The 22,138-nt window shown below is 52.6% G+C and carries 25 protein-coding genes, 2 pseudogenes, 1 riboswitch and 1 other annotated feature (1 of these 29 running past the window's edge); of the genes and pseudogenes, 14 read left to right on the forward strand and 13 right to left on the reverse strand.

Features of this window, described 5'->3' with window-relative positions; all coding sequences use genetic code 11:
* Window positions 1–329 precede the first annotated feature (329 nt).
* The 3 genes and pseudogenes from B9L21_RS01700 to yidD form a co-directional block, all read right to left on the reverse strand.
* Window positions 330–1,301 (reverse strand): metal ABC transporter solute-binding protein, Zn/Mn family, encoded by a 972-nt coding sequence (locus B9L21_RS01700; RefSeq protein WP_063167280.1) that lies wholly within the window; start codon window positions 1,299–1,301, stop codon window positions 330–332.
* 80 nt (window positions 1,302–1,381) lie between these two features.
* Window positions 1,382–1,801: pseudogene (locus tag B9L21_RS01705) on the reverse strand (GTP-binding protein); the annotation flags it as partial.
* Between the two features lie 21 nt (window positions 1,802–1,822).
* Window positions 1,823–2,044, reverse strand: coding sequence for a membrane protein insertion efficiency factor YidD (gene yidD / locus B9L21_RS01710; RefSeq protein ID WP_409071376.1), 222 nt, complete (start codon window positions 2,042–2,044; stop codon window positions 1,823–1,825).
* A 260-nt stretch (window positions 2,045–2,304) separates the two neighbouring features.
* On the opposite strand from yidD, the gene B9L21_RS01715 reads away from it, so the two are divergent.
* Window positions 2,305–2,781: an S-ribosylhomocysteine lyase gene (locus B9L21_RS01715; RefSeq protein WP_063164933.1), complete on the forward strand. Its 477-nt coding sequence runs from the start codon at window positions 2,305–2,307 to the stop codon at window positions 2,779–2,781.
* Window positions 2,782–2,804: 23 nt separating this feature from the next.
* Here B9L21_RS01715 and ytzI read toward each other — a convergent pair whose 3' ends face one another.
* Window positions 2,805–2,963 (reverse strand): YtzI protein, encoded by a 159-nt coding sequence (ytzI, locus tag B9L21_RS01720; RefSeq protein WP_225995611.1) that lies wholly within the window; start codon window positions 2,961–2,963, stop codon window positions 2,805–2,807.
* Between the two features lie 151 nt (window positions 2,964–3,114).
* Here ytzI and B9L21_RS01725 point away from each other — a divergent pair, with 151 nt between their 5' ends.
* From B9L21_RS01725 to ytkD, 4 genes are all read left to right on the forward strand, one after another.
* Entirely contained in the window at window positions 3,115–3,555 is a 441-nt protein-coding gene (locus B9L21_RS01725; RefSeq protein WP_063164935.1) for a Dps family protein, read from the forward strand.
* A gap of 142 nt (window positions 3,556–3,697) precedes the next feature.
* The gene (locus B9L21_RS01730) at window positions 3,698–4,093 is read left to right on the forward strand and encodes a holin family protein (protein ID WP_063164936.1); all 396 of its coding nucleotides are present in this window, start codon (window positions 3,698–3,700) and stop codon (window positions 4,091–4,093) included.
* Between the two features lie 400 nt (window positions 4,094–4,493).
* A complete protein-coding gene (locus B9L21_RS01735; protein WP_063164937.1) occupies window positions 4,494–4,832 on the forward strand; it encodes a hypothetical protein in 339 nt (112 codons plus the stop codon).
* Between the two features lie 58 nt (window positions 4,833–4,890).
* Window positions 4,891–5,358 (forward strand): RNA deprotection pyrophosphohydrolase, encoded by a 468-nt coding sequence (gene ytkD / locus B9L21_RS01740; RefSeq protein ID WP_063164938.1) that lies wholly within the window; start codon window positions 4,891–4,893, stop codon window positions 5,356–5,358.
* Between the two features lie 72 nt (window positions 5,359–5,430).
* Here ytkD and B9L21_RS01745 read toward each other — a convergent pair whose 3' ends face one another.
* Genes B9L21_RS01745 through B9L21_RS01755 form a run of 3 tightly spaced genes read right to left on the reverse strand, consistent with a single transcriptional unit; the run spans window position 5,431 to window position 8,068 of the window.
* A complete protein-coding gene (locus B9L21_RS01745; RefSeq protein ID WP_063164939.1) occupies window positions 5,431–6,240 on the reverse strand; it encodes an ABC transporter permease in 810 nt (269 codons plus the stop codon).
* Window positions 6,227–7,045, reverse strand: a complete 819-nt coding sequence (locus B9L21_RS01750; RefSeq protein WP_063164940.1) for an ABC transporter ATP-binding protein — start codon at window positions 7,043–7,045, stop codon at window positions 6,227–6,229. The genes B9L21_RS01745 and B9L21_RS01750 overlap by 14 nt, the downstream gene beginning before the upstream one ends.
* A gap of 18 nt (window positions 7,046–7,063) precedes the next feature.
* Window positions 7,064–8,068 (reverse strand): ABC transporter substrate-binding protein, encoded by a 1,005-nt coding sequence (locus B9L21_RS01755; protein WP_063164941.1) that lies wholly within the window; start codon window positions 8,066–8,068, stop codon window positions 7,064–7,066.
* Between the two features lie 271 nt (window positions 8,069–8,339).
* Between B9L21_RS01755 and B9L21_RS01760 the strand changes: the two genes are divergently transcribed.
* The 3 genes from B9L21_RS01760 to B9L21_RS01770 all read left to right on the forward strand — a co-directional run bounded on the left by B9L21_RS01760 (window position 8,340) and on the right by B9L21_RS01770 (window position 10,623).
* Window positions 8,340–9,128: an alpha/beta hydrolase family protein gene (locus tag B9L21_RS01760; protein WP_063164942.1), complete on the forward strand. Its 789-nt coding sequence runs from the start codon at window positions 8,340–8,342 to the stop codon at window positions 9,126–9,128.
* A gap of 68 nt (window positions 9,129–9,196) precedes the next feature.
* Window positions 9,197–9,439 carry a DUF2584 domain-containing protein gene (locus B9L21_RS01765; RefSeq protein WP_033009830.1) on the forward strand — a complete coding sequence of 81 codons (243 nt, stop codon included), beginning with the start codon at window positions 9,197–9,199 and terminating at the stop codon, window positions 9,437–9,439.
* Between the two features lie 233 nt (window positions 9,440–9,672).
* Window positions 9,673–10,623 carry an Rpn family recombination-promoting nuclease/putative transposase gene (locus B9L21_RS01770; protein WP_063164943.1) on the forward strand — a complete coding sequence of 317 codons (951 nt, stop codon included), beginning with the start codon at window positions 9,673–9,675 and terminating at the stop codon, window positions 10,621–10,623.
* Window positions 10,624–10,895: 272 nt separating this feature from the next.
* Here B9L21_RS01770 and B9L21_RS01775 read toward each other — a convergent pair whose 3' ends face one another.
* Window positions 10,896–12,143 (reverse strand): MFS transporter, encoded by a 1,248-nt coding sequence (locus B9L21_RS01775; RefSeq protein ID WP_063164944.1) that lies wholly within the window; start codon window positions 12,141–12,143, stop codon window positions 10,896–10,898.
* 374 nt (window positions 12,144–12,517) lie between these two features.
* A pseudogene (locus B9L21_RS01780) lies at window positions 12,518–12,677 on the reverse strand (DUF4277 domain-containing protein); the annotation flags it as partial.
* Window positions 12,678–12,726: 49 nt separating this feature from the next.
* Between B9L21_RS01780 and B9L21_RS01785 the strand changes: the two are divergent.
* Window positions 12,727–13,002, forward strand: a complete 276-nt coding sequence (locus tag B9L21_RS01785) for a hypothetical protein (RefSeq protein ID WP_063164946.1) — start codon at window positions 12,727–12,729, stop codon at window positions 13,000–13,002.
* Between the two features lie 193 nt (window positions 13,003–13,195).
* Here B9L21_RS01785 and pckA read toward each other — a convergent pair whose 3' ends face one another.
* Complete coding sequence (gene pckA / locus B9L21_RS01790; protein ID WP_063164947.1) at window positions 13,196–14,782, reverse strand: phosphoenolpyruvate carboxykinase (ATP); 1,587 nt, start codon at window positions 14,780–14,782, stop codon at window positions 13,196–13,198.
* 185 nt (window positions 14,783–14,967) lie between these two features.
* A riboswitch (SAM riboswitch) is annotated at window positions 14,968–15,082 on the forward strand.
* A 121-nt stretch (window positions 15,083–15,203) separates the two neighbouring features.
* Here pckA and metK point away from each other — a divergent pair.
* Window positions 15,204–16,418 carry a methionine adenosyltransferase gene (gene metK, locus B9L21_RS01795; RefSeq protein ID WP_063164948.1) on the forward strand — a complete coding sequence of 405 codons (1,215 nt, stop codon included), beginning with the start codon at window positions 15,204–15,206 and terminating at the stop codon, window positions 16,416–16,418.
* A gap of 187 nt (window positions 16,419–16,605) precedes the next feature.
* Here the strand turns inward: metK and B9L21_RS01800 are convergent, their stop codons facing one another.
* Entirely contained in the window at window positions 16,606–17,136 is a 531-nt protein-coding gene (locus tag B9L21_RS01800) for a gamma carbonic anhydrase family protein (RefSeq protein WP_063164949.1), read from the reverse strand.
* Window positions 17,137–17,308: 172 nt separating this feature from the next.
* On the opposite strand from B9L21_RS01800, the gene B9L21_RS01805 reads away from it, so the two are divergent.
* Window positions 17,309–18,391: a tetraprenyl-beta-curcumene synthase family protein gene (locus B9L21_RS01805; protein WP_063164950.1), complete on the forward strand. Its 1,083-nt coding sequence runs from the start codon at window positions 17,309–17,311 to the stop codon at window positions 18,389–18,391.
* A gap of 12 nt (window positions 18,392–18,403) precedes the next feature.
* Here the strand turns inward: B9L21_RS01805 and B9L21_RS01810 are convergent, their stop codons facing one another.
* Both B9L21_RS01810 and B9L21_RS01815 read right to left on the reverse strand, forming a co-directional pair.
* Complete coding sequence (locus B9L21_RS01810) at window positions 18,404–19,015, reverse strand: tRNA (mnm(5)s(2)U34)-methyltransferase (protein ID WP_063164951.1); 612 nt, start codon at window positions 19,013–19,015, stop codon at window positions 18,404–18,406.
* Window positions 19,012–19,971, reverse strand: coding sequence for a TIGR01212 family radical SAM protein (locus B9L21_RS01815; protein WP_063164952.1), 960 nt, complete (start codon window positions 19,969–19,971; stop codon window positions 19,012–19,014). Before B9L21_RS01815 ends, B9L21_RS01810 begins: the two co-directional genes overlap by 4 nt.
* A gap of 157 nt (window positions 19,972–20,128) precedes the next feature.
* On the opposite strand from B9L21_RS01815, the gene B9L21_RS01820 reads away from it, so the two are divergent.
* From B9L21_RS01820 to B9L21_RS01830, 3 genes are all read left to right on the forward strand, one after another.
* On the forward strand, window positions 20,129–20,392 hold the full coding sequence (locus tag B9L21_RS01820) for a YtzC family protein (protein WP_063164953.1): 264 nt from the start codon (window positions 20,129–20,131) through the stop codon (window positions 20,390–20,392).
* Between the two features lie 88 nt (window positions 20,393–20,480).
* Window positions 20,481–20,645 carry a hypothetical protein gene (locus B9L21_RS01825; protein WP_063164954.1) on the forward strand — a complete coding sequence of 55 codons (165 nt, stop codon included), beginning with the start codon at window positions 20,481–20,483 and terminating at the stop codon, window positions 20,643–20,645.
* Window positions 20,646–20,776: 131 nt separating this feature from the next.
* Window positions 20,777–21,976, forward strand: a complete 1,200-nt coding sequence (locus tag B9L21_RS01830) for an MDR family MFS transporter (RefSeq protein WP_063164955.1) — start codon at window positions 20,777–20,779, stop codon at window positions 21,974–21,976.
* A gap of 75 nt (window positions 21,977–22,051) precedes the next feature.
* Window positions 22,052–22,138 (forward strand) — a binding site (T-box leader); it runs 137 nt beyond the window's last position.

Consider the following 22,138-nt stretch of genomic DNA (forward strand, 5'->3'; position numbering starts at 1 on the left):
GTCATGGTTCAGATCGGCGGGAGCCGCAGGCGGACCGTTGGCTGGCTTTGTATACTCGGCCAGCTTCTGCGTTTTGGAGATGTGGGACGTGTCTGGTTTGATGTTCATGAGAAAGTAAGGAGACAGCGATGCATATGGCGAAAATGATGCTGATCGGAAGCGTGATCATCGCTCGTTTGCGCAAATGTTCCATATAATTTTTAGAAAATTTTAAACAAAAATGGTATATTACATTCGTCCTCCATCTTTTGGAGCACTGCCACGAAAAAGAAAGTTTCGGCAAAAAAAGCGATAAAAAAGCTCCGCCTTGGCAGCGGAGCGGGGAAAGGCTAACGGAGCGCCTGTTGAATCGTTTCAATATTTTCTTCCATCAAGTCGAAGTAATCACGGTGTTGATTCCTGTCTTCGTCAGTCAGCGTTTCAAGGTTGTGCAAATAGAGCGCCTTGGCGCCGATTTCATGCTGCACCATTTCCGCAGTTTTGGCTGGGATGTTGCGCTCAAAAAGAACATAGCGAATGTGATGGCGTTTTGCCCAATCGATGAGCGCGGCAAGCTCTTTTTGCGATGGTTCGTTTGTCGGTGACAGGCCGGATACGCTCCGCTGGCGGAGCCCATAGCGTTCCTCCCAATAACCGTAGGCGGCATGGGCGACGAGAATGTCTTTTTTCGGCGCTGACTGCACGGTTTGTTGGAATGTTTGATCAAGCGCTTCTAGTTTTGCTTTTAAGGTGTTAAAGTTTTTCGTAAACATTTCTTTTTGCTCTGGTTTGAGCTCGATCAGCAGGTCGCGAATCTGTTCGGCGATCGTGATCGAACGGATTGGGTCAAGCCAGACGTGAGGGTCTTTGTCACCATGATTGTGTTCCCCTCCGCCGCCTTCTTCGGCGTTATGTTCATGTTCCTCTCCATGTTCTTCATGGGACGATTCAAGGAGGTCGATGCCGTCGGCAGCAGCGAGAAAGCGAACAGGTTCATTTTTTAACGTTTCTTTTAGCTTTTCAGCGAAAGGCTCCATGCCTTGGCCGATGTAAATGAAGGCGTCCGCCTCGGCGATCTGTTGAATCGTTTTCGTTGTCGGTTCGAACGTATGGGCTTCCGCTCCCGGCGGATAAACGTTATGGACCTCGACGGCATCGCCGCCGATTTTTTTCGTGAAATCTTCGAGCGGGTAGACGGTTGTATAAATCGTTAACGTTTCTTTCGCGGGTTGCGTCTCGTTCGGATTTTGGTTGCTTTGGCAGCCGTATAGCAGGCCGAATAAAGCGAGAAATACGCATACAATCCATGATTTCGTTCTCATCATGAGCTCCTTCCTTCGAAGAGATATGTCCTTCGTTATTATATCGTAATGATTCCGATTTGAAAAGCATTTATCATTGCTTAAAGCGAAGGATGAAATGGTGGGAAAGGGTCTTTCCATATTGTCCAGTCCTCTTTCATTTCGTCATCTGTCAGCAGGCATTCATCAAGCGTCGCTTCAATCCGCCTGGCATCCATCTCGATGCCGATTAACACGAACTCGGTCATACGATCGCCGTATACGTTGTCCCAATTTGTGCGCAATGCGTCGTCTTCTTGAAGAATCTCACGAATGGCTTCTTCCGGATAGGTAGCCACCCATTGCCCGGCTCCTTGAATGGTAATGGACGTCCCAGCTTGTGATAACAGGCAGCACATGTCATTCCTCGAAGCAAGCCAAAAAAATCCTTTCGCCCGAACTACTTCTATTGGCCAATTTTCAAGCCAATTCAAAAACCGTTCCGGATGGAATGGCCGTTTTCTTCGATAAAAAAATGAGGAAAATGGCAAGGGGGAATACAGTTATTTTGTTTCATTAAGGTGCTGAGATGGTTCAGGAACAGGGTCGAACCCACCCGGATGAAACGGATGGCATTTCAAAATCCGCTTCACTGTCAGCCACCCCCCTTTGAGGGCGCCAAACCGTTTTACCGCCTCGAGCCCATAATTCGAGCAGGTCGGGTAAAAACGGCAAGTTGGCGGCTTAAGCGGGGAAAGAAATCGTTGGTAAAAACGGATGAGCATGATCAACAACTTGGCCACTGCAACCATTCCTTTCCGTCGTTGTCACTATTTCTACAATAGAATAAACCGCTTTTCCGTTCAAGGGAAATGGTGCGTTATGGTGAAAAGGCATTCGCCTCCAGCGGGTGTTTCGCCTGTCCCGCCGGCTTTGGAAGTCAAGGTCTTTCCGGCCGAAACGGTATGGAAGGCAAAAAAGATGCGGGACACCCCTCGTTTTGGTTATGATAAAAAAGAGAATACACGACTAAGGGGGATTTTGTATGCCTTCACCGGTAGAAAGCTTTGAATTGGATCATTGCGCCGTCAAAGCGCCGTACGTGCGGCATTGCGGCGTTCACAAAGTCGGCAGCGACGGCGTTGTCAATAAGTTCGATATTCGTTTTTGCCAGCCGAACAAAGAAGCGATGGACCCGGCGGCCATTCATACGTTAGAGCACTTGTTGGCGTATACGCTGCGCAAACATGCGGCCAAGTACGATCATTTTGACATTATCGACATCTCGCCGATGGGCTGCCAGACGGGGTTCTACCTTGTCGTGAGCGGATCGCCGACCGTTGAGGAAATCATCGATTTGCTTGAGGAGACGATGAAAGACGCCTTGAATGCGACGGAAGTGCCGGCCGCCACCGAGCGGCAATGCGGCCAAGCGAAGCTGCATGACTTAGAGGCGGCGAAAGAGTTGATGCGCTTTTGGCTGTCGCAAGAGAAAACGGAGCTGAAAAAAGTGTTCGGCTGATGAATCGGCCGGCCCGAAAGCCGCTACTGCGGCTGTTTTGGGCCGGTTTGTTGTTTGTCGCCCCGTTCCTCGGGAAGCGGATCTACTGTATGTTTGTACCCGTACGCTTTCGAAGTGGTGACGACTGCCAACAAAAGAACGACCGCTACAATGATAAGACAAATCACTAACGTCCAATACATGATGACGCCTGCCTTTTTTCTTTCCATTATATCATACGGGAACACGCGCACATTCATATTTCTGCTGCAATCGGGCAACCTATTCAACGGCAAGGTTCGGCTGTTTCAATAACGGACAAGTTGGGTAAATCAACCATGGGGAGGAATGAATATGGCAAACCAATTAACGGACATTGTCAACAAGCAAATCGCGAACTGGACCGTGTTGTACGTGAAGCTGCACAACTACCATTGGTATGTCACCGGACCGCAATTTTTTACGCTGCATGAGAAGTTTGAACAGCTTTACAACGAAGCGGCCGGCCATATTGACGCGCTCGCCGAGCGGCTGCTGGCGCTTGGCGGCAAACCGGTGGCGACGATGAAAGGCGCATTGGAGCAAGCGTCCGTCAAGGAAGCGACCGGGACGGAAACGGCCGAGCAAATGGTCGCCGCGATTGCCGGCGATTTTGAGACGATGATCGGCGAACTGAAGGAAGGAATGCAAGTGGCGGATGAAGTCGGCGATGAAACGACAGGGGATATGCTGCTTGGCATTCACCGGAGTTTGGAAAAACACGTCTGGATGCTGAAATCGTTTTTGGGACGGTAAACGGACAGGCTGCCCGTCACCCCACCGGGCAGCCTTTTGCTTTTGTCGAAAAAAAGCATTGTTTAGGGAAAGCGCCGCGGCTTGCTTTGTCTCCTCGGCATAGAATAGTTACGCGTATTCTATGTCGAAGGAGGGGGGGAACGTGAACAAGCCGATTCCGATGATCGGGGTTTCGCTGTTCGGTTCGCTCGTGTCACTGTTCGTCGGCAGCGTGGACACATTTGTAGTCATTTTGCTAGCGTTAGTGATCGTCGATTATATCACCGGTATTGTCGCGAGTGCGTTGGAAGGCAGGCTGTCAAGCCAGGTCGGGTTTCGCGGCATCGTCCGCAAATTGCTTATTTTCGTGCTTGTCGCTGCATCCCATCTCGTCGATTTGGCCATCGGCTGGGATATGCACTTAATTCGTGATGCGATCATATTTTTCTATATTGCCAATGAATTTATCTCGATTGTGGAAAACGCCGGACGGGCCGGCGTTCCGATTCCGGCCGTGCTGCGCAAGGCGATCGAGCTGTTGAAAGATGAGATGAAATGACCCCCGAAGGCTAGCTTGGCGGGGGATTTTTGTGTACAATGCTCCTTTCGCATTGACCGATGAGGATGAACGGTTGGCTCAGTCGCCAATCTCTGAAAGGCTGGTGAAAAATAATGATCGCTCCTAGCTGACGTTAGACCATGTGAAATGAGAAGCCGATGCCGCAAAATTTCTCTATTTGAGAAACAAGGCGGTGAAGCGGCTTGCTCCTTTCATCACCGGCCTTCTGAGGAAAACGCTGCATTGTACGTTTTCCGATTATGCCGGAGTGGCCCTCTTGCCTTATCGATCGCTTCCGCCGAAACGGCCACCTCATTTTGTTCGCCCATTTTCGTGAAATCCGCATATTTTTCCTAGATGGCCCCACACTAAACAAAAAGAGCAGAAGGAGTGGACGAGTGTGGCAGAAGAACGGAAAAAGACGTACTACGTCTCGATGGCAACCGGAGAAATTTCTCAGTTGAAAACGGCGTCGCCATGGGACTTCCAAATTGAGGCAACCGACCGGGAAATCGCCGAGCTGCGCGAGTATTTTGACCAAAACTATTCGACGGACTGGCAGGCGTTTTGGCGCGCCCATGTGCCGTATGTCCAATATCATTACGACCGGGAAAATGACGCCTATGACCGAACGATGACGAAAATTTACGAAATGATTTACCGGCTTGGCAATGACGAAGCGAAGGCGCATGTCCGCTCGCTTGGCATCCTACCTGAAGAAACAGAAACAAACGACTAAAAAGCCGCGAATGGGGCGGCTTTTTTTGTATAATGGGGAGAGGAAAGGGGAGAGTCCGATGTATGAATTTCGTGATTACTACGGGCATCGCGTCCGGCTGGCGTTTGCGGACCATCCGTTTTCCTCGGCCCCCGGGCATGTGTGGATCATTTGCCGCTACCAAGATCAGTGGCTATTGACAGATCATCCGCACCGCGGCCTCGAATTTCCCGGCGGCAAGGTTGAAAGCGGAGAAACGGCTGAGGCGGCCGCTGCCCGTGAGGTGATGGAAGAAACAGGCGGGGTCATTGGCCGTCTTTCCTATGTCGGCCAATACGAGGTCGAGCCGGATCTTGTGAAAAACATGTATTTCGCCAACATTACGGCACTTCTAGAGCGGGAATCGTATTGGGAGACGAACGGCCCGGTGCTGCTTTCGGCGTTGCCGGACCATATCCGCGACGATCGGCGCTTTAGCTATCTCATGAAGGATGATGTGCTTCCATTAGCGCTTGCGGAACTCAAACGGCGCGGGTGGATCGACTAATATTTGGCGGCCTTGTTTCGCCGTCGGCGGCAAAGCAAAAAGAGACGCCCATCGATCGTTCGCGAACGTCTCTTAGCGGCGGCTGCTCCATTTTTTTTCGATCATCGCGACAAGCTGGTACATCACCGTCGACAGCAGCGCGACAATGAGTAAACTCATTAAGACGAGGGTAAAATTGAATACTTGGAAGCCGTAAATAATTAAATAGCCGAGCCCTTGTTTGGAAACGAGAAACTCGCCGGTGATGACGCCGACCCAGGCGAGGCCGACGTTTACTTTCAACGTGGAAATGATCGCCGGAAACGACGCCGGCAGCACCGCTTCTTTGAAACATTGGTAGCGGGTGGCGCCGAACGTCCGCAACACTTTCACATAGTTCGGGTCGACTTCTTGAAACGACGCATAAACGACAATCGTCGTAATGATGATCGAAATGACGACGCCCATGGCGATAATGGATGTAAACCCCGGCCCAAGGGCGACGATCAACATCGGTCCGAGCGCGACTTTCGGCATGGCGTTAAAGACGACCAAATACGGATCCAGCGTTTTGGCGAGGCGTGGAAACCACCAAAGCAACGCGCCGATCAGCGCGCCGCCGGCCGTGCCGATGACAAACCCGAGCATCGTTTCAAACAAAGTCGCCCACGTATGCGTGAGAAGAGAGTGATCGCCGATTTTTTCCAAGAACAGCTTGAAAATGGCGGACGGAGAGCTGAACAAGAGCGGATCGACCCAATGAAAGCGGCTCGCCGCTTCCCAGACGGCGAAAAAGGCGACAAGGAGTGCGGCTTGCCAAAGGCGGATCACGCGCCGCTCTTTGCGGAGTGCGGCAAGGTAGTTATGATGCAGCGAGCGGATGCGTTCATTAGACGGATTCAAGGGCCTCCATCTCCTTCCAAATGGATTGAAACAACGCGGAAAACGCCGAATGCTGGCGGGCGGCGAACGGTGGACAGTGCCGCAGCTCATCTGGAATGGCAAACGTCCGCACAAGGCGGCCTGGCCGCGGCGAAAACAAGAAAATGCGGTCGCTCATGGCGATGGCTTCCTCGATGTCATGTGTGACGAGCACCGCGGTTTTTTCGTATTGCTGTAACGTTTTCCATACAAGTTCTTCCAGCTTCAGTTTCGTCTGTTGGTCAAGGGCGGAAAACGGCTCATCGAGCAGCAACAGCTTCGGGTCGGTCGCCAACGTGCGCACGAGGGCGGCGCGCTGGCGCATGCCGCCGGACAGCTGGCTCGGATAATACGATTCGACGCCGCCGAGGCCGATCTCGGCCAGCAGGGCGAGCGCCCGCTCTTTTGTTTCTGGCGTCAACGTTCCTGTGATGTTGAGACCGAGCAAGATGTTTTCCTCGATTGTTTTCCATGGAAACAAGTAGTCTTGCTGAAGCATGTAGCCGACCGCGCGGCGGATCGGTGAATCCGCTCCGCCTGCCCGGCGCGCCATAGCGGCGTTCGTTTCCCGCGGCCAAAGCGGTTCGCCGTCGATGCAGACCGATCCTTCCGTCGGCTCAATGAGCCCGGCGATGATCGACAGCAACGTCGTTTTGCCGCAGCCGCTGGGGCCGAGAAAGGAGACGAACTCTCCTTTCTCGACGGACAGCGACACTTGATCGAGCGCGGTGACGGCGGTCGTTTTCGTAAAATACGTGTGCGAGAGGCGGTCAATGGCAAGAAACATCCGATTCACCCGCTTTCGTTACTCATTCATCGCCTGTTTGGCAAACGATGAATCCACTAATGTTTCAAGATCGATGCGCTTCGGCAGTTCGCCGGCTTCATCCATGATCGTTTGCAAGTGGTTCCATTCTTCTTCATCTAAAATCGGATCGGTCGCGTAGGTGCCTTGGCTTTTGTAGCGATCAACCACTTTTTCGATGAGGGCCAAATCGGTGTCTTTGAAATACGGCTGAATGGCTTTCGCGATGTCCGAGGCGCTGTGCGATGCCACCCATTGCTGGGCTTTGTAGATGGCGCGCGTAAATTTTTCAATGACGTCTTTGTTCGCTTTTATATAGCTTTGCTTTGCCATGTACGATGTGTACGGGACGCGTCCGGACTCGGTGCCAAAGGAAGCGACGATGTAGCCTTTTCCTTCTTGCTCAAAAATGCTCGCGGTCGGTTCAAACAGCTGGACGAAATCGCCGGTCCCGCTCGCAAACGCGTTGGCGATGTTGGCGAAATCGACGTTTTGAATGAGATGCAAATCGTTGTGCGGGTCAATGCCGTGTTGTTTCAGCACAAATTCGCCGACCATTTGCGGCATGCCGCCTTTCCGCTGGCCGAGAAACGTGCTTCCTTTCAACATCTCCCACGTAAAGTGGTCGATTTTTTTGCGGGAAACGAGAAACGTGCCGTCAGTTTGCGTGAGTTGCGCAAAGTTGATGACCGGGTCATCCGTCCCTTGCGCATAGACATAAATGGATGTTTCCGAGCCGACCAAAGCGATATCCGCGCCGCCGGACAGCAGCGTCGTCATCGTTTTGTCGCCGCCCCATGTCGTCGTCAGCTCGACATCGAGCCCTTCTTCTTTAAAGAAGCCTTTCGCTAAGGCGACGTACTGCGGCGCGTAAAAAATCGAGTGCGTCACTTCGGCGAGCCGGACGTTTTTCAGCGGCTTTTCTCCTTGGCCGTTGCCGTTGCCGCAGGCAGCGAGCGGCAGAAGGAGAAGAAGCGAGCACAACCATGCGATCCATTTTTTCATGCGGCTTACCCCCTTTTCGTCCACGTGCGGTGAACATTGGCTTCACCTTATCGTATGCAGGAGGGAAAAATGTGTGAAGGCCTAGAAAAAATAGGCGGTCGGGCCGTTCCTCGCGCTCGAGGGCTTTTTCAAGTTGATGCTCTTCCAAGGGGCGGCATGCAAGAGCGGCGAGGCAGTCGGACATCTCCACTTGCCCTAATGAAAGAAGGCATTGGGGGATGATGACGGGTGGTTCGCATCATCTAGTTTCGCGTAGGAAGGAGGCGGGCGTATGGACGGGGACATCATCGACCAATACCGGTTTCCGTCGCCGCACCCGGGCATCGAGGTGTTCGTTGTCACCTATATGTCCCAAGGGCTGAAGGTGAAAGGGTTTTTCGCGGCGCCGAAAGGAAACGGCGTGTACGACGGGTTTTTATATTTGCGTGGCGGGATCAAAAACGTCGGGCAGGTGCGAGTGCCGCGCCTCATCGAGTTCGCGTCGCGCGGATTTGCCGTCTTCGCCCCGCTTTACCGCGGCAACGGAGGCGGGGAAGGGAACGAAGATTTCGCCGGCGACGATCGCTATGACGCATTTGCCGGGTTTGAGCTTCTTCGCCGCCACCCGCTCGTCCACCCGGGGCGCGTCCATCTGTTCGGCTTCTCGCGCGGCGGGGCGATGGCGCTTCATGCCGCCATGCTCGCTGAACGGGTTTGTTCCGTCGCGGTTTGGGGCGGCGTGACGGATGTAGCGCTAACATACTGGGAACGTCCGGATTTGCGGCGGATGATGAAGCGCGTCATCGGCGGGACGCCGAACAAATGCCCAGAGCGCTACCGGCACCGCACGCCGCTCTATCATCTGGAACGGCTCAAGGCCCCGGTGCTCATCATCCACGGCGGACGTGATGAGAACGTATCGATTGAGCACGCTTGGCGGCTGGAACGGCGGTTGAAGCAGCTCGGCAAACCGGTCACGGCTTGGTACTTCCCCACGTTCACCCACTATTTTCCGCCGCCAGCCAACCGCAAGACGGTGCAAAGGCTTACACAATGGATGAAACAACAGCCGACGGTGTGATACGATACGAGTAGAAAGGCGGCGCGGCCGCCAACGAATCGATGGGCAGCCAAGGAGGTTGAAATCATATGGGCATGCCGATGGAAGTGCAGACGGTCATTGTGACCAAAGGGAAGGAACAGCGCGTTCAAGGAAATGTGTTTGTGCTGGAAAAAGACGGATACCGCTTGTATCCGCTCGACGTGCCGCTTGAAGTGCGCCGGACCGTACAAAGCGAAGCGAGCGGCATCGCGGTCGTGAAAAAGCTCGAGTGGGAAGACAACCGGACGACGGTGACGTACGAGCTCGTCAGCCTGTATTCGACGAATTGAATGCGGGAGACCGCGGAGCCGCACCGAATGGGGCGGCCGACTAAGTGGGGAATGGGAGCGCAAACGGAAGAACGGTTTGCGCTCCCTGTTTTGGAAGCGAGGGAAAACTAGGCCGCTTGCCCCGATTCCGGCCGTAACAGCGAAACGGATGAAAAAGTTCGGGGAAAAGCAGGAGTTGGGCCGGAAGAAAGCGAATAGGATGCAATGAATTTGATATCGCAAGGAGGGAAAACGTGGCCAAACAGCGAATCGATCACGACCGGTTGTTCAAGGAGCTGCTGTCGACGTTTTTCGAAGACTTTTTGCTTCTTTTCTTTCCTGACGTGTACGAGCACATCGACGTTCACCATCTCTCTTTCCTCTCCGAAGAGCTGTTCACCGACGTGACAGCCGGGGAGAAGCACCGCGTCGACTTGTTGGTCGAAACAAAGGTAAAAGGGGAAGACGGGCTCGTCATCGTTCACGTCGAACATCAAAGCTATAAGCAGCGGACGTTCCCCGAGCGAATGTTCCTCTACTTCAGCCGCTTGTTTCAAAAACACCGCCGCCGCATCCTCCCGATTGCCATCTTCAGCTACGACGAACGCCACGACGAACCTTCCTCATTGATGATTCAATTTCCATTTTTGACGGTTCTTGACTTCCGCTTTCTGACGGTGGAACTGCACAAACTGCCGTGGCGCGAGTACATCCGCCGTGACAATCCGGTTGCCGCCGCCTTGTTAAGCAAAATGGGGTATAATGAAAGCGAGAAGGTGGAAGTGAAAAAGGAGTTTTTGCGCATGCTCGTCCGCCTCGAGCTCGATGAGGCGAAACAGCGGCTGTTGTTTGGGTTTTTTGAAACGTATTTGCGGTTGTCCGAAGCGGAGGAAATCCAACTGCGAAACGAGGTGAGCCAAATGGAGACGAAGGAAGCGAAACAAGTGATGGAGCTCATCATCTCATACGAACAGCGGGGAATCGAGAAAGGCATTCAACAAGGAGTCAAACAAGGAATCGAACAAGGGTTGAAACAAGGAATAAAGCAAGGGATGAAGCAAGGGATTGAACAGGGACGTCAAAAAGGGATCGAGGAAGGGAAAATCGACGTCGCGAAGAAAATGTTGGCGAAAGGGTACGATGTCGACACGATCCACGAGCTGACCGGGCTGCCGGCGGAAAAGATTGAACAGCTGAAGAAGTAAACCCGCCTTCGCATTGTCGTCGACCTCCAATCGTGCAAAAATCCCGGGGGATCGACGACAATCATTTTATGCGTTCGAACCTTACGGCCATCGAGGGTAAAGTCTATTGACAGAATTTGTCGGCGACGTTCATCGTCCCGATTGGCGTTTTGATTCTAATGTTGAAAAGGCAGGGGCGCAAACAATCCTTCGGTTTGCACTCTGCCATATGATGAAGCAAGACTGATTCCTTTGCTTTGTTCTGAAATAAAGTGATCATTTACAGAGGGAGCTCACAAAATAGTTCCCGTGATTTCTCCTTTTTGGTTCTCCTTATAACTCCAGATTTTCCGCTGACGATAACTGATCCAGCCGCTGATCAAAAAGCAGCAAACAGACAAATAAAATGAAAAACGAATCCCGTAAACATCGGCGATAAAGCTCATTAACAATGTGGAAATTCCGAATGTTACGGAACTAATGACTCCCTGCACGGCAAAAACATGAGGCAGAGCGTCCATCCGGGCATTTTTTTGAAGAATCGTCTGAAGACAGATCAGCTTCCATTGTTCGATGATCCCGTACAGGGCGGAATACAGAAGCGCCAGCGCACCGTGCGTCGTTGTGCCAAATAACAGTGTGACAATAGCGATACAAAACGGGCCAAACAATACAAAAAATTGCTGGTTTTTTTCAACCGATTGACTAAACTTAACGCTTAACAATCCCCCTATCACCATGCCGCCAAAGAAAACAGAGTTAATATATCCCCACCATTCCTCTCCTACATGTAATTGTTCTTTCACATACATATAAAGGATGGCCGAAATCCAGACCCCATTTCCGATTCCTTCAAAAAATGACATGAAGCTAATCGATTTAGCGTGCACATTTCTCCAAGTGTATTCCCATCCTAGACTGATCGAAAGGAGAAAGTTCTTTAGGCCTTTGCCTTGAGCCGTCTTCTTCTTTGTATGTTCTTGTATATGCAACAGAAACATGAGAATGCTTGAGACGACATAGAACAATAAGGTGATATTGATTAAAAGGAACGGCGACCCTACACTGACAATCAAACTCCCAATCGGCCATGCGCTAAGTTTGATGAATTGGTCTAACGTGTTTACAAAACTGTTGGCTTTCAAGATTTCCTCCTTGGAAACGATAAAAGGAACGAGGGAGTTTTTAATCGGATTATTGATCCCATCTAAAAAAGCGATCAATGATACAAAAACATAAACGATCGCAGTGTAATGTTCCGCACCCCATTGCAAAAACAGCGAGAGAAAAAGCAGCAGAAATGTTTTACACATTTGTCCGTAGGACAATAACGTTTTTAGTTTATATTTTTCGAAAAATATCGGTGCGACGATTCCGCTAATAAATAACGACAATGTAACGAAAAAAGGGACTAATGCGGCAGCCATGGCTTTCGATGTCAAATGATATAGGTAAGAGACAACGGAAACAATGTAGAACACATCTCCGAAATTCGCGAAAGATTGTCCGATCCAAAGGAAATGAAATGTTTTATTTTTCATGACCTCAATCCTCTCTTTGATCATCGAAACGACTGGTGATGGAATAGTCAAAATGAACCAAAAATCAGATCTTCAGTCTTTGATGAAACTGGCTTTTTGCCACGCCCCAAAACGATGGAGCGAAGGAAAACGGGTTGATTTTCAACAATCTGCTAAAGGTAAATGGATATACTGAAGCAATGGAAGCCTCCCCCTTATTCTGTTTAGAGTATCTTGAAAATCAAAAGGCCTTTAGACAGAGCATATCTCACATTTCGCACCCTAACAAGGTCAAAACAAAGGATTTTTTATTTAGTTTTTCAGAATAACTTTTTGACCAACACGACGAGCGATGGCTATCCTTTTTTTACCATCGCTGGTCGTTCCGTATGACTTGTAGATGATGGCCTGAACGGCATCGCTGACTCGAGTCTGGCACTGTGGATCAACGGGAACGAGATGGTCAATCAATTGGGGCAGGCCCAGTTTCTTGAATAGGGCACTTATTATATTCAAATAATAATTGCGATAGACCTTTTTGACTTGAACGTTCATGAGAGAAAAACTCCTTCACTTTCCTTGTATGTCAAGGATTCATTCGACGATGGACACAAAAAATCCTCCCGATTTTCGTTGGGAGGGTGCGAAATGTGAGGCATATCATGCTGCTGGAGTTTCTATAGGAATTATGCATCTTGATCACTTGTTTAATGATACTAAAAATTGTGATAAGTATATGAATGATTTGCGGAAAACAGTTGAAGAAATAGAGGCAAGAACACAATTCTTGGGGGAACAGGGAGTAAAAACTTTAGAAATCATGCGCAAGTTCATTAATCATCCATCTTTTGATGACATTACGTATTCCTTACAGAACTAATGGCCATTGCGACAAATGAAAACACAGAAGCCCATTGCGTTTGATCGAGTCCGGTTGTTTTGAGGTTGTTTGAGGCGAATGAAACGGATCGACGTACAGAAATGCTTAAGGATTCAGTGTCGGAGTCCAAAGCAAAGGAAAGAAATAAAAAACAGCCGGACAGGGAACGGTTCCCTGTCCGGCTGGGTTCTTGTTAAACGAGCGGTCCGCCGAGTTTTTCGATGGACGGATCGATGTGGGCGAATTTTTGGAAGTTGGCGCGGAATTTTTCCGCCAGCTCTTTCGCCTTTTGTTCGTACGCTTGTTTGTCGGCCCATGTGTTTTGCGGGCGCAAGACGTCGTCCGGCACGCCGGGGACGTGCGCCGGGATGGCGAGGCCGAAGATCGGGTCTTGCACGGTTTCGACGTTGTCAAGCTCTCCTTCGACGGCGGCTTGCACCATCGCGCGGGTGTAGGCGAGCTTCATGCGGCTGCCGACGCCGTACGGCCCTCCTGTCCAACCGGTGTTGACCAAAAAGACGCGGACGTTGTGCTCAGCGATTTTTTGTCCGAGCATTTCCGCGTACTCGACGGCCGGGCGCGGCAAAAACGGCGCGCCAAAGCACGTCGAGAACGTCGCTTCCGGTTCGGTGACGCCGCGTTCCGTGCCGGCGAGTTTGCTTGTGTAGCCGCTTAAGAAATGGTACATCGCCTGTTCGCGCGTCAGTTTGCTGATCGGCGGCAGGACGCCGAACGCATCGGCCGTCAGGAACACGATCGTGGACGGGTGGCCGGCGACGCTTGGGTCGACGATGTTTTTGATCGCTTGAAGCGGGTAGGCGGCGCGCGTGTTTTCCGTCAGCGTGCCGTCATCGTAATCCGGCACTCGCGTCGCGTCGTTGAGAATGACATTTTCGAGCACGGCGCCAAAGCCGATGGCGTCAAAAATTTGCGGCTCTTTCTCGCGCGATAAGTTGATGCATTTCGCATAGCAGCCGCCTTCGATATTGAAAATGCCGCGGCTCGACCAGCCGTGTTCGTCATCGCCGATCAAGCGGCGGTTCGGGTCGGTCGAGAGCGTCGTTTTCCCGGTTCCCGACAAGCCGAAGAAGAGGGCGACGTCGCCTTCCTGGCCGACGTTGGCCGAGCAGTGCATCGGCAGGATGCCTTGTTCCGGCAGCAAATAGTTCATCACCGAGAAGATCGATTTTTTCATTTCACCGGCGTATTCCGTCCCGCCGATTAGGACAACGCGGCGTTCAAAGGAAATGATGATGAACGCTTCCGAGCGCGTGCCGTCCACAGCCGGGTCCGCCTTAAAGTTCGGCGCGCAAATGACGGTAAATTGCGGCTCATGTGCGGCGAGCTCTTCAGCGCTCGGCCGGATGAACAGCTGATGGACGAACAAGTTGTGCCAAGCGAATTCGTTGACGACTTGAATCGGCAGCCGGGATTTCGGATCGGCGCCGGCAAAGCCTTTAAAGACGAACAGTTCCTCTTTCCTCATTAAATAATCGAGCACTTTATCATACAGTTTTTCAAATGTTTCCGGCGCCATCGGCTGGTTGACCGTTCCCCAATCAACGGTCTGTTTCGTCGACGGTTCTTCCACGATATATTTGTCTTTCGGCGACCGTCCGGTATATTTGCCGGTCGTGACGGCGACGGCTCCGGTGTGCGTCAGCCGTCCTTCGTGTCGTTGCAGCACTTTTTCGACGAGCTCAGCGACGGACAATTGGTGATGTACGTACGGTTTTTGCAGCAGCAAAGAAAGCTTATTTGTCATGTTTGCGATCCCCATGTTCACAACCTGCCTTCTTTTTGTAATCACTCTTGAAAATAGTATAACACATTTTTATTAATAGTCCATACTAATTGTGTAGGTTTTTTTGAACTTATTTTGCCTATTTTTCAGATAATAAAAAATTCATTTCTGCGGTTGACTTTGCTTATTCCATTGCGATAAGATAAGTCATTGAACGGATACTCTTATCCCGAGCCGGTGGAGGGACAGGCCCGATGAAACCCAGCAACCGTCACAATTTTACATATGTGAAATGGTGCTAACCTGTGGCAAGGCGTGGTCCTTGAACGATAAGAGTGAAAGGAAGCAATCCGATTGCAATGACCTTTCCTCACCGTGACAGGAAAGGTTTTTTTATATTGCGAAGGGAAACGAGTTCCGTATCGCCACATTACGTCAAGAGGAGGAAATGAGCCGAATGTCAGCCAAACGCCGCTTGTTTACTTCAGAATCTGTAACCGAAGGACATCCGGATAAAATTTGTGACCAAATTTCCGATGCCATTTTGGATGCCATTTTGGAAAAAGATCCGAACGCCCGCGTCGCTTGTGAAACGAGCGTGACAACAGGTCTCGTGCTTGTCAGCGGGGAAATTACGACGTCGACGTACGTCGATATTCCGCGCATCGTCCGCGATACGGTTCGCGAGATCGGCTATACGCGCGCAAAATACGGATTTGACGCCGATACGTGCGCCGTGCTGACGTCGATTGACGAGCAGTCGCCGGATATCGCGATGGGGGTTGACCGGGCGCTCGAGGCGCGCGAAGGTCAGATGACCGACGAGGAAATTGAAGCGATCGGTGCCGGCGACCAAGGGCTTATGTTTGGGTTTGCCTGCAATGAAACAGAAGAGTTGATGCCGCTCCCGATTTCGCTTGCCCACCGTTTAGCGCGCCGTTTGGCCGAAGTGCGCAAAACGGACGTGTTGCCGTATTTGCGTCCGGACGGCAAAACGCAAGTGACGATCGAATACGATGAAAACGGCAAACCGGTGCGCGTCGACACGATTGTCATTTCGACGCAGCATCATCCGGAAATTGAGCAAGATCAAATCGAACGCGATATGAAAGAACACGTCATCAAACCGGTGGTTCCAGCGGAGTTGTTGGATGAGAACACGAACTATTTCATCAACCCGACCGGCCGGTTCGTCATCGGCGGTCCGCAAGGGGACGCTGGGCTGACAGGGCGGAAAATCATCGTTGACACGTACGGCGGTTACGCCCGCCATGGCGGCGGTGCGTTCTCGGGCAAAGACCCGACGAAAGTTGACCGCTCGGCAGCATATGCGGCCCGTTATGTGGCGAAAAACATTGTCGCGGCCGGGCTTGCTGATAAGTGCGAAGTGCAGCTCGCCTACGCCATCGGTGTCGCCCGTCCGGTTTCGATTTCGATCGATACGTTCGGCACCGGCAACGTGTCGGAAGACATTTTGATTGAAGTCGTGCGCAACAACTTCGACCTTCGTCCGGCCGGCATCATCAAAATGCTTGACCTGCGCCGTCCGATTTACAAACAAACGGCGGCTTACGGCCATTTCGGACGCACGGACGTCGATTTGCCGTGGGAACGCACCGATAAAGCGGCTGTGCTGAAAGAGCAAGCGTTGGCGTTAGCGAACGGACAATAACGAAAAAAGAGGGGGTGATCGGCAATCGCCGGCCGTCCCCTCTTTTTCTTTTTGGCTTGCTTTCGCATTGGTTGGTCAGGCGAGCATGACGGCATGGCAACGACTGCGTGATTGACGTGTTTCTCGGCTGTTGGTTCGTCATCGGCCGCCAAGGGCGATGGGAAACGCCCGACATTCCAGCCGCTCGTTACGGCTCGATGGGCCGCTGCTGCCGGAGCGCTTTGTAATATTGCCCTTTTTCCACGTATTCGCGGCGGATGCGTTCCATTTCACGGAAATCGTCTTCGGTCAGCTCGCGGACGACTTTCGCCGGCCGGCCGAGGGCGAGCACGTTCGGCGGGATTTTTTTGCCGGGCGGCACTAAGCTGCCGGCGCCGATAAACGCGCCTTCGCCGATTTCCGCGCCATCGAGGATGATCGATCCCATGCCGATCAAGGCGTTTTTGCGAACGATGGCGCTATGCAAAATGACTTGATGGCCGACGGTCACGCCGTCTTCAATGATGAGCGGATTGTTTGGACTTTGATGCAAAATTGAGTTATCTTGAATATTGACCCGGTTGCCGATGATTGTCGGCGCCACGTCGCCGCGGATGACGGTGTGAAACCAGATGCTCGTCTCCTCGCCGATCGTGACATCGCCGGTGATCGTCACATAATCGGCGATAAAGGCGGACGGGGCAATGTGCGGCGTCTTTCCTTTGTATGGATAAATCATCGCTTTCGTTCCTTTCTTTATGCAAAATCGTCTGTCTATTTGTATTTTACAAAGTTGTCCGCCGTTCGTAAACAACAGGAAGCGGACTGCAGCCAAACCGGTTTGTCCAAGCTGCATGGATGGCAATACTAGAAGAGAAAAGAGCAAGGTTTTTGCGCCCGAGGTGAGCCCATTGAAAATTCCGACACATCCGATTGCGTTAATGAAAATGGTCTATCGCGACGTGTTTCCCATTGTCCACCGCGAGCTTGCCTATTGGCAGCGGCAGGCGGAGCAAATCCCTGACCCGGAACTGCGGCGTCAAGCGTTGGCGAGCATTGCGTCGAAAACGTTCCATTGTGAAGGCGGTGCAATTTTGGCACTTTTGGCGGGGGAACAATTAGAAGCGTGCATCCGCTTTATCGTCGCGTACCAGACGATTAGCGACTACTTAGATAACTTGTGCGACCGGAGCACCTCACTGGATCCGCTCGATTTTCGCGCCTTGCACGACTCGATGCCGGATGCTTTGACGCTCGGGGCGGAGCCGTCGAACTATTACCGCCATCGCCGCGAGCAGGAAGACGGCGGCTATTTGCCGGCGCTCGTGCGCACGTGCCAAGAGGTGCTCAAGACCGTGCGCCATTACGAAACGATCGTTCCATTTTTGCATGAACTGGCCGGATATTATTGCGATTTGCAAGTACATAAACACGTCGATACAAAAGAGCGCGTGCCGCGGCTGGAACGGTGGTTTGCCCAATACAAAGACGCCTTGCCGCCGATGGAATGGTACGAGTTTTCCGCCTGTTCCGGCTCGACGCTCGGCATTTTTTGCCTTGTGGCGTATGCGTTTGGCGAGTCGCTGCCGCCGGAGATGGCAAAACAAGTGCGCGACGGTTATTTTCCGTACATTCAAGGGCTGCACATTTTGCTTGATTATTTGATCGATCAAGAAGAAGACCGCGAAGGCGGCGATTTGAACTTTTGTTTTTACTATCCGAATGAAACGGTGCTGCTCGAACGGCTTTGCCACTTTATTGAGGAAGCGGACCGCCATGTCGGCGAACTGCCCCATGGCGAGTTTCACCGTTTGATTCACCGCGGCTTGCTTGGGCTGTATTTGTCGGATGACAAGGTGAAAAAGCAGCGCGGCTTGCGCCGGTTGGCGCGTCAGCTCGTCCGCGCCGGCGGGGCGGCGTCGCAGTTTTTCTATTGGAACGGAAAAGCGTATCGTTTTTGGCAAGAGAAACAAAAACGGCTGTCTTTCTCGTAAAGACAGCCGTTTTTATTTGGGGGCGGATCGGGGAAAAGGAGCGATCTCCGCCTGTCGCTTTTCGAGCGCAAGAATAAACGGCGGGTCGTTGCGCCGATTGAGGAATTCGTATTTTAGCACATGGACGTGTTGCTGGTCGAGCGAACGCACGTAATCAAGCAGCGCGTCGCGCTCGATTTTTCCTTCCGGGTGGCCGTGGTAAACGACAAGAACGATGACACCGCCCGGCTTCATGACGGAAAGAAGCTGTTCGACCGCCTGAATCGTCGATTCCGGTTTGGTGACGATTTGTTTATCGCCGCCCGGCAAATAGCCGAGGTTGAACACGGCGCCGGCAATGCGGCCATGAACATCACAGGGAAGCGCTGTGAGCAGTTCGCTATGGCTTTGTTGGAATAACGTGACCCGGCCGTGCAGCCCGCGTTCAGCAAGGCGGGCCGCCGCCGCCGCGATCGCTTCCGCTTGAATGTCAAAGCCAAACACATGCCCGCGATCGCCGACGCGTTCGGCAAGATAGACGGTGTCATGGCCGTTGCCGACCGTCGCGTCGATGGCAAGGTCGCCTTCAGTGACCGCGCCGGCAAGCAAAAAGCGGGCAAACGGCAAAATGTTCATCAATGTCATCGGGCCGCCACCTCTTGTTTGTATCGTTTTCCTTGATAGCTGTTGCGCCGCTCAAGCTCGGCGTCAATGGCGTTTAATACTTCCCATTTATTGGCGCTCCACATCGGCCCGATGAGCAAGTCGATCGGCCCATCGCCGGTGATGCGATGCACGACCATCTCCGGCGGCAGCACTTCAAGCTGGTCGCATACAAGGCGGACGTATTCGTCAAACGACAAAAACGTAACAAGCCCTTTTTCGTATTGTTTCACCATCGGTGTTCCTTTTAATAAATGAAGCGAATGGATTTTGATGCCTTGCACATCCATGGCGGCGACCGTTTGGGCCGTTTCCATCATCATGTCGTACGTCTCTAGCGGCAGGCCGTTAATGAGATGAACACAGACGCGGATGCCGTGCCGGCGCAATTTTTGGACGCCGTCGACAAAACAGTGGAAATCATGCGCCCGGTTGATCAGTTGCGCCGTCCGCTCATGGATCGTTTGCAAACCGAGCTCGACCCATAAATACGTCCGTTCGTTCAATTCGGCCAAATAATCGACGACTTCATCCGGCAGGCAGTCAGGGCGCGTGGCGATCGACAGACCGACGACGCCGTCAAGGCCGAGCACGGTTTCGTATTTTTCGCGCAGCACCTCGACTGGGGCGTGCGTGTTCGTGAACGCTTGAAAGTACGCCAAATAGTTGCCGTCTTTCCACTTTTGGTGCATTTTCTCCCGGATCGTATGAAATTGGGTCACTAAATCATCGGCCCGGTTGCCGGCAAAATCGCCTGACCCGGCGGCGCTGCAAAACGTGCAGCCGCCGTATGCCACCGTCCCGTCGCGGTTTGGGCAGTCAAAGCCGCCATCGAGCGCGACTTTAAACACTTTATGTCCGAACGTCTGGCGCAAATGGTAGTTCCACGTATGATACCGTTTATGGTCATTGGTATACGGAAACGGGTTTGCGTGCATGAATACCGCTTCCCTCCTTGCTTTGAAAAATGCCGTCATCCTTGCATTGTACCATGGATGGCGGCAAAAAGCGATCGCTGCCAATCATTGACGTGATACGGATGACGACAGCGGCGCATAGTAAACATGAGGGAACATTACGAAAAGGGGTGAACGCATGGCGACAAGACAATCGGTCGAAGAGTTTTTGCAGCGGTGTGAAGATGTGATCCGCTTTGCGAAAGAACAATATACCGAAGCGCAAAAGCAAGAGCATTACAACCTCACCGAATATACGAACGCCCAGCAAATGCTCGAGCAAACGGTCAACGACTTGGCGCACTTGGCGTTAAGCTGCAACGCCCAGCAGCGTGAGCAGCTGCACCGGATGCGGCTTCAGCTTGAGCAGCTGCAAAACGAAATGATCTTGCTTGACCGCTAAAGACAGCGGCAAGTGAAAGCCCCGCCATTCACACCGGCCAGAAGGAAGGCAAAGAAACGGCGGGGAAACAGAAGTGAGGAGGGACGACATGAAGCGGCGCCTGAAACAAACGAACCCGGAACAAAAAACGCGCAACGGCCGAAACAATAACGATCTTGAACTGGGCCAAGATTTCGATCCGGTCAAACTGGCGAAAAAGCAGTACGAACAAACGGGCGGACAGCCGATCCGCTCCAAACAGCGCAACGGGTGAGGTACGTTAAACAACGAGGGGGCATCCTGCTGCCCTCGTTGTTTATTATGACGTTTTTGATTGCTTTTTTCTCCTTTCCCCCCTACAATTAGTTTGGGAACCGAAAGAAATGAAGCAAAGGATGATGACCGATGCCCCGTGCGCTTTGGTGGCTGCTTGTCGGTATGGCGCTTAATGTGACAGGGGGGTCTTTTTTATGGCCGCTCAATACGATTTATTTGCACGAACAGCTTGGCCAGCCGCTTGCGGTGGCGGGCGCGGTGCTGATGCTCAACTCCGGCGGCAGCGTCGTCGGCAGCATAGTCGGCGGTGTTTTGTTTGACCGGATCGGCGGGTTTCGCTCCCTCCTTGCCGGGGCCTGTTTGACGATGGCGGCCTCGGCCGGCTTGAGCGTTTGGCACGGCTGGCCGCATTATGCGATGTTTTTGGCGCTGCTTGGCATCGGCAGCGGCATCGTTTTTCCGGTGGCATCGGCGTATGCGGGCGCGATTTGGCCGGAAGGGGGACGGCGGGCGTTCAACGCCTTGTATGTGGCGCAAAACGTCGGGGTCGCCATCGGTTCGGCGCTCGGCGGGCTTGTCGCCTCCTATTCCTTTTCGTTCGTGTTTTTCGCCAATCTGTTGCTCTATGTCGCGTTTTTGGTGATCGTCACGGCCGGCTTGCGGCGCATCCCGCTTTTGCCCGCACCGAGAACGAAACGATCCCGAGAAGTGGAAAAACCGCCATCCCGCGCCGTCGGGTGGGCGCTCGCTCTCCTTTGCGGCGGCTATGGGTTGTGCTGGGTGAGCTATGTGCAATGGTCGACGACGATCGCCGTTTATACCCGGGAACTTCATTTGCCGGTCCATCAATACAGCTTGCTTTGGACGATCAACGGCGCGTTGATCGTCTTGGCGCAGCCGGTGCTGTCGCGGGTGATCCGCCGCTTCATGCCGGGGATGAAGCGGCAAATGGTGATCGGGTTTGCCATTTTCGCCGTTTCGTTTGCCATGCTGTTTGACGCCGATTCGCTCGGTGAGTTTGCCGCTTCGATGGTGGTCCTCACCATCGCCGAGATGATCGTCTGGCCGGCGATTCCGGCAGTCGTGAGCGGGCTCGCGCCGCAAGGGAAGGCCGGATTTTACCAAGGAATCGTCAACGGCACGGCTACGGCCGGACGGATGATCGGGCCGGTCATCGGCGGGTGGGCGGCTGACACCTTAGGCATGAAGCCGCTCATCGGGCTGCTCGTCGCGTTTGCGTTGTTGGCGGTTGCCGCGGCGCTGTTGTACGACCGCTGGCTGCCAAAGCCGACAGAGAAGACCGGGAAAAAAACAGCAGCGACGATATAGGTTTCGGCTTGCAATCGATCGACAAATTTTTTAAAATAATAATTAAATTTGTCATTTCGGACGCAAAGAAACGTGCGAATAACGGTGAAGAGGAGCAGTAGCGGGCCTGGCGGACGGCAGAGAGTTGACGGCTGGTGCGAGTCAACCGAAGCGGGCTCGTGA

The sequence above is a fragment of the Geobacillus uzenensis genome (assembly GCF_002217665.1).
Taxonomy (GTDB): domain Bacteria; phylum Bacillota; class Bacilli; order Bacillales; family Anoxybacillaceae; genus Geobacillus; species Geobacillus subterraneus.

Excerpts from the sequence above, each read along its gene's own strand:
- B9L21_RS01700 (WP_063167280.1), bottom strand. The coding sequence starts at position 1,301 with ATGAGAACGAAATCATGGATTGTATGCGTATTTCTCGCTTTATTCGGC.
- yidD (WP_409071376.1), bottom strand. The coding sequence starts at position 2,044 with ATGCTCATCCGTTTTTACCAACGATTTCTTTCCCCGCTTAAGCCGCCA.
- B9L21_RS01715 (WP_063164933.1), top strand. The coding sequence starts at position 2,305 with ATGCCTTCACCGGTAGAAAGCTTTGAATTGGATCATTGCGCCGTCAAA.
- ytzI (WP_225995611.1), bottom strand. The coding sequence starts at position 2,963 with ATGTATTGGACGTTAGTGATTTGTCTTATCATTGTAGCGGTCGTTCTT.
- B9L21_RS01725 (WP_063164935.1), top strand. The coding sequence starts at position 3,115 with ATGGCAAACCAATTAACGGACATTGTCAACAAGCAAATCGCGAACTGG.
- ytkD (WP_063164938.1), top strand. The coding sequence starts at position 4,891 with ATGTATGAATTTCGTGATTACTACGGGCATCGCGTCCGGCTGGCGTTT.
- B9L21_RS01750 (WP_063164940.1), bottom strand. The coding sequence starts at position 7,045 with ATGTTTCTTGCCATTGACCGCCTCTCGCACACGTATTTTACGAAAACG.
- B9L21_RS01755 (WP_063164941.1), bottom strand. The coding sequence starts at position 8,068 with ATGAAAAAATGGATCGCATGGTTGTGCTCGCTTCTTCTCCTTCTGCCG.
- B9L21_RS01760 (WP_063164942.1), top strand. The coding sequence starts at position 8,340 with ATGGACGGGGACATCATCGACCAATACCGGTTTCCGTCGCCGCACCCG.
- B9L21_RS01765 (WP_033009830.1), top strand. The coding sequence starts at position 9,197 with ATGGGCATGCCGATGGAAGTGCAGACGGTCATTGTGACCAAAGGGAAG.
- B9L21_RS01775 (WP_063164944.1), bottom strand. The coding sequence starts at position 12,143 with ATGAAAAATAAAACATTTCATTTCCTTTGGATCGGACAATCTTTCGCG.
- B9L21_RS01785 (WP_063164946.1), top strand. The coding sequence starts at position 12,727 with ATGGACACAAAAAATCCTCCCGATTTTCGTTGGGAGGGTGCGAAATGT.
- pckA (WP_063164947.1), bottom strand. The coding sequence starts at position 14,782 with ATGGGGATCGCAAACATGACAAATAAGCTTTCTTTGCTGCTGCAAAAA.
- metK (WP_063164948.1), top strand. The coding sequence starts at position 15,204 with ATGTCAGCCAAACGCCGCTTGTTTACTTCAGAATCTGTAACCGAAGGA.
- B9L21_RS01800 (WP_063164949.1), bottom strand. The coding sequence starts at position 17,136 with ATGATTTATCCATACAAAGGAAAGACGCCGCACATTGCCCCGTCCGCC.
- B9L21_RS01810 (WP_063164951.1), bottom strand. The coding sequence starts at position 19,015 with ATGACATTGATGAACATTTTGCCGTTTGCCCGCTTTTTGCTTGCCGGC.
- B9L21_RS01815 (WP_063164952.1), bottom strand. The coding sequence starts at position 19,971 with ATGCACGCAAACCCGTTTCCGTATACCAATGACCATAAACGGTATCAT.
- B9L21_RS01820 (WP_063164953.1), top strand. The coding sequence starts at position 20,129 with ATGGCGACAAGACAATCGGTCGAAGAGTTTTTGCAGCGGTGTGAAGAT.
- B9L21_RS01825 (WP_063164954.1), top strand. The coding sequence starts at position 20,481 with ATGAAGCGGCGCCTGAAACAAACGAACCCGGAACAAAAAACGCGCAAC.
- B9L21_RS01830 (WP_063164955.1), top strand. The coding sequence starts at position 20,777 with ATGCCCCGTGCGCTTTGGTGGCTGCTTGTCGGTATGGCGCTTAATGTG.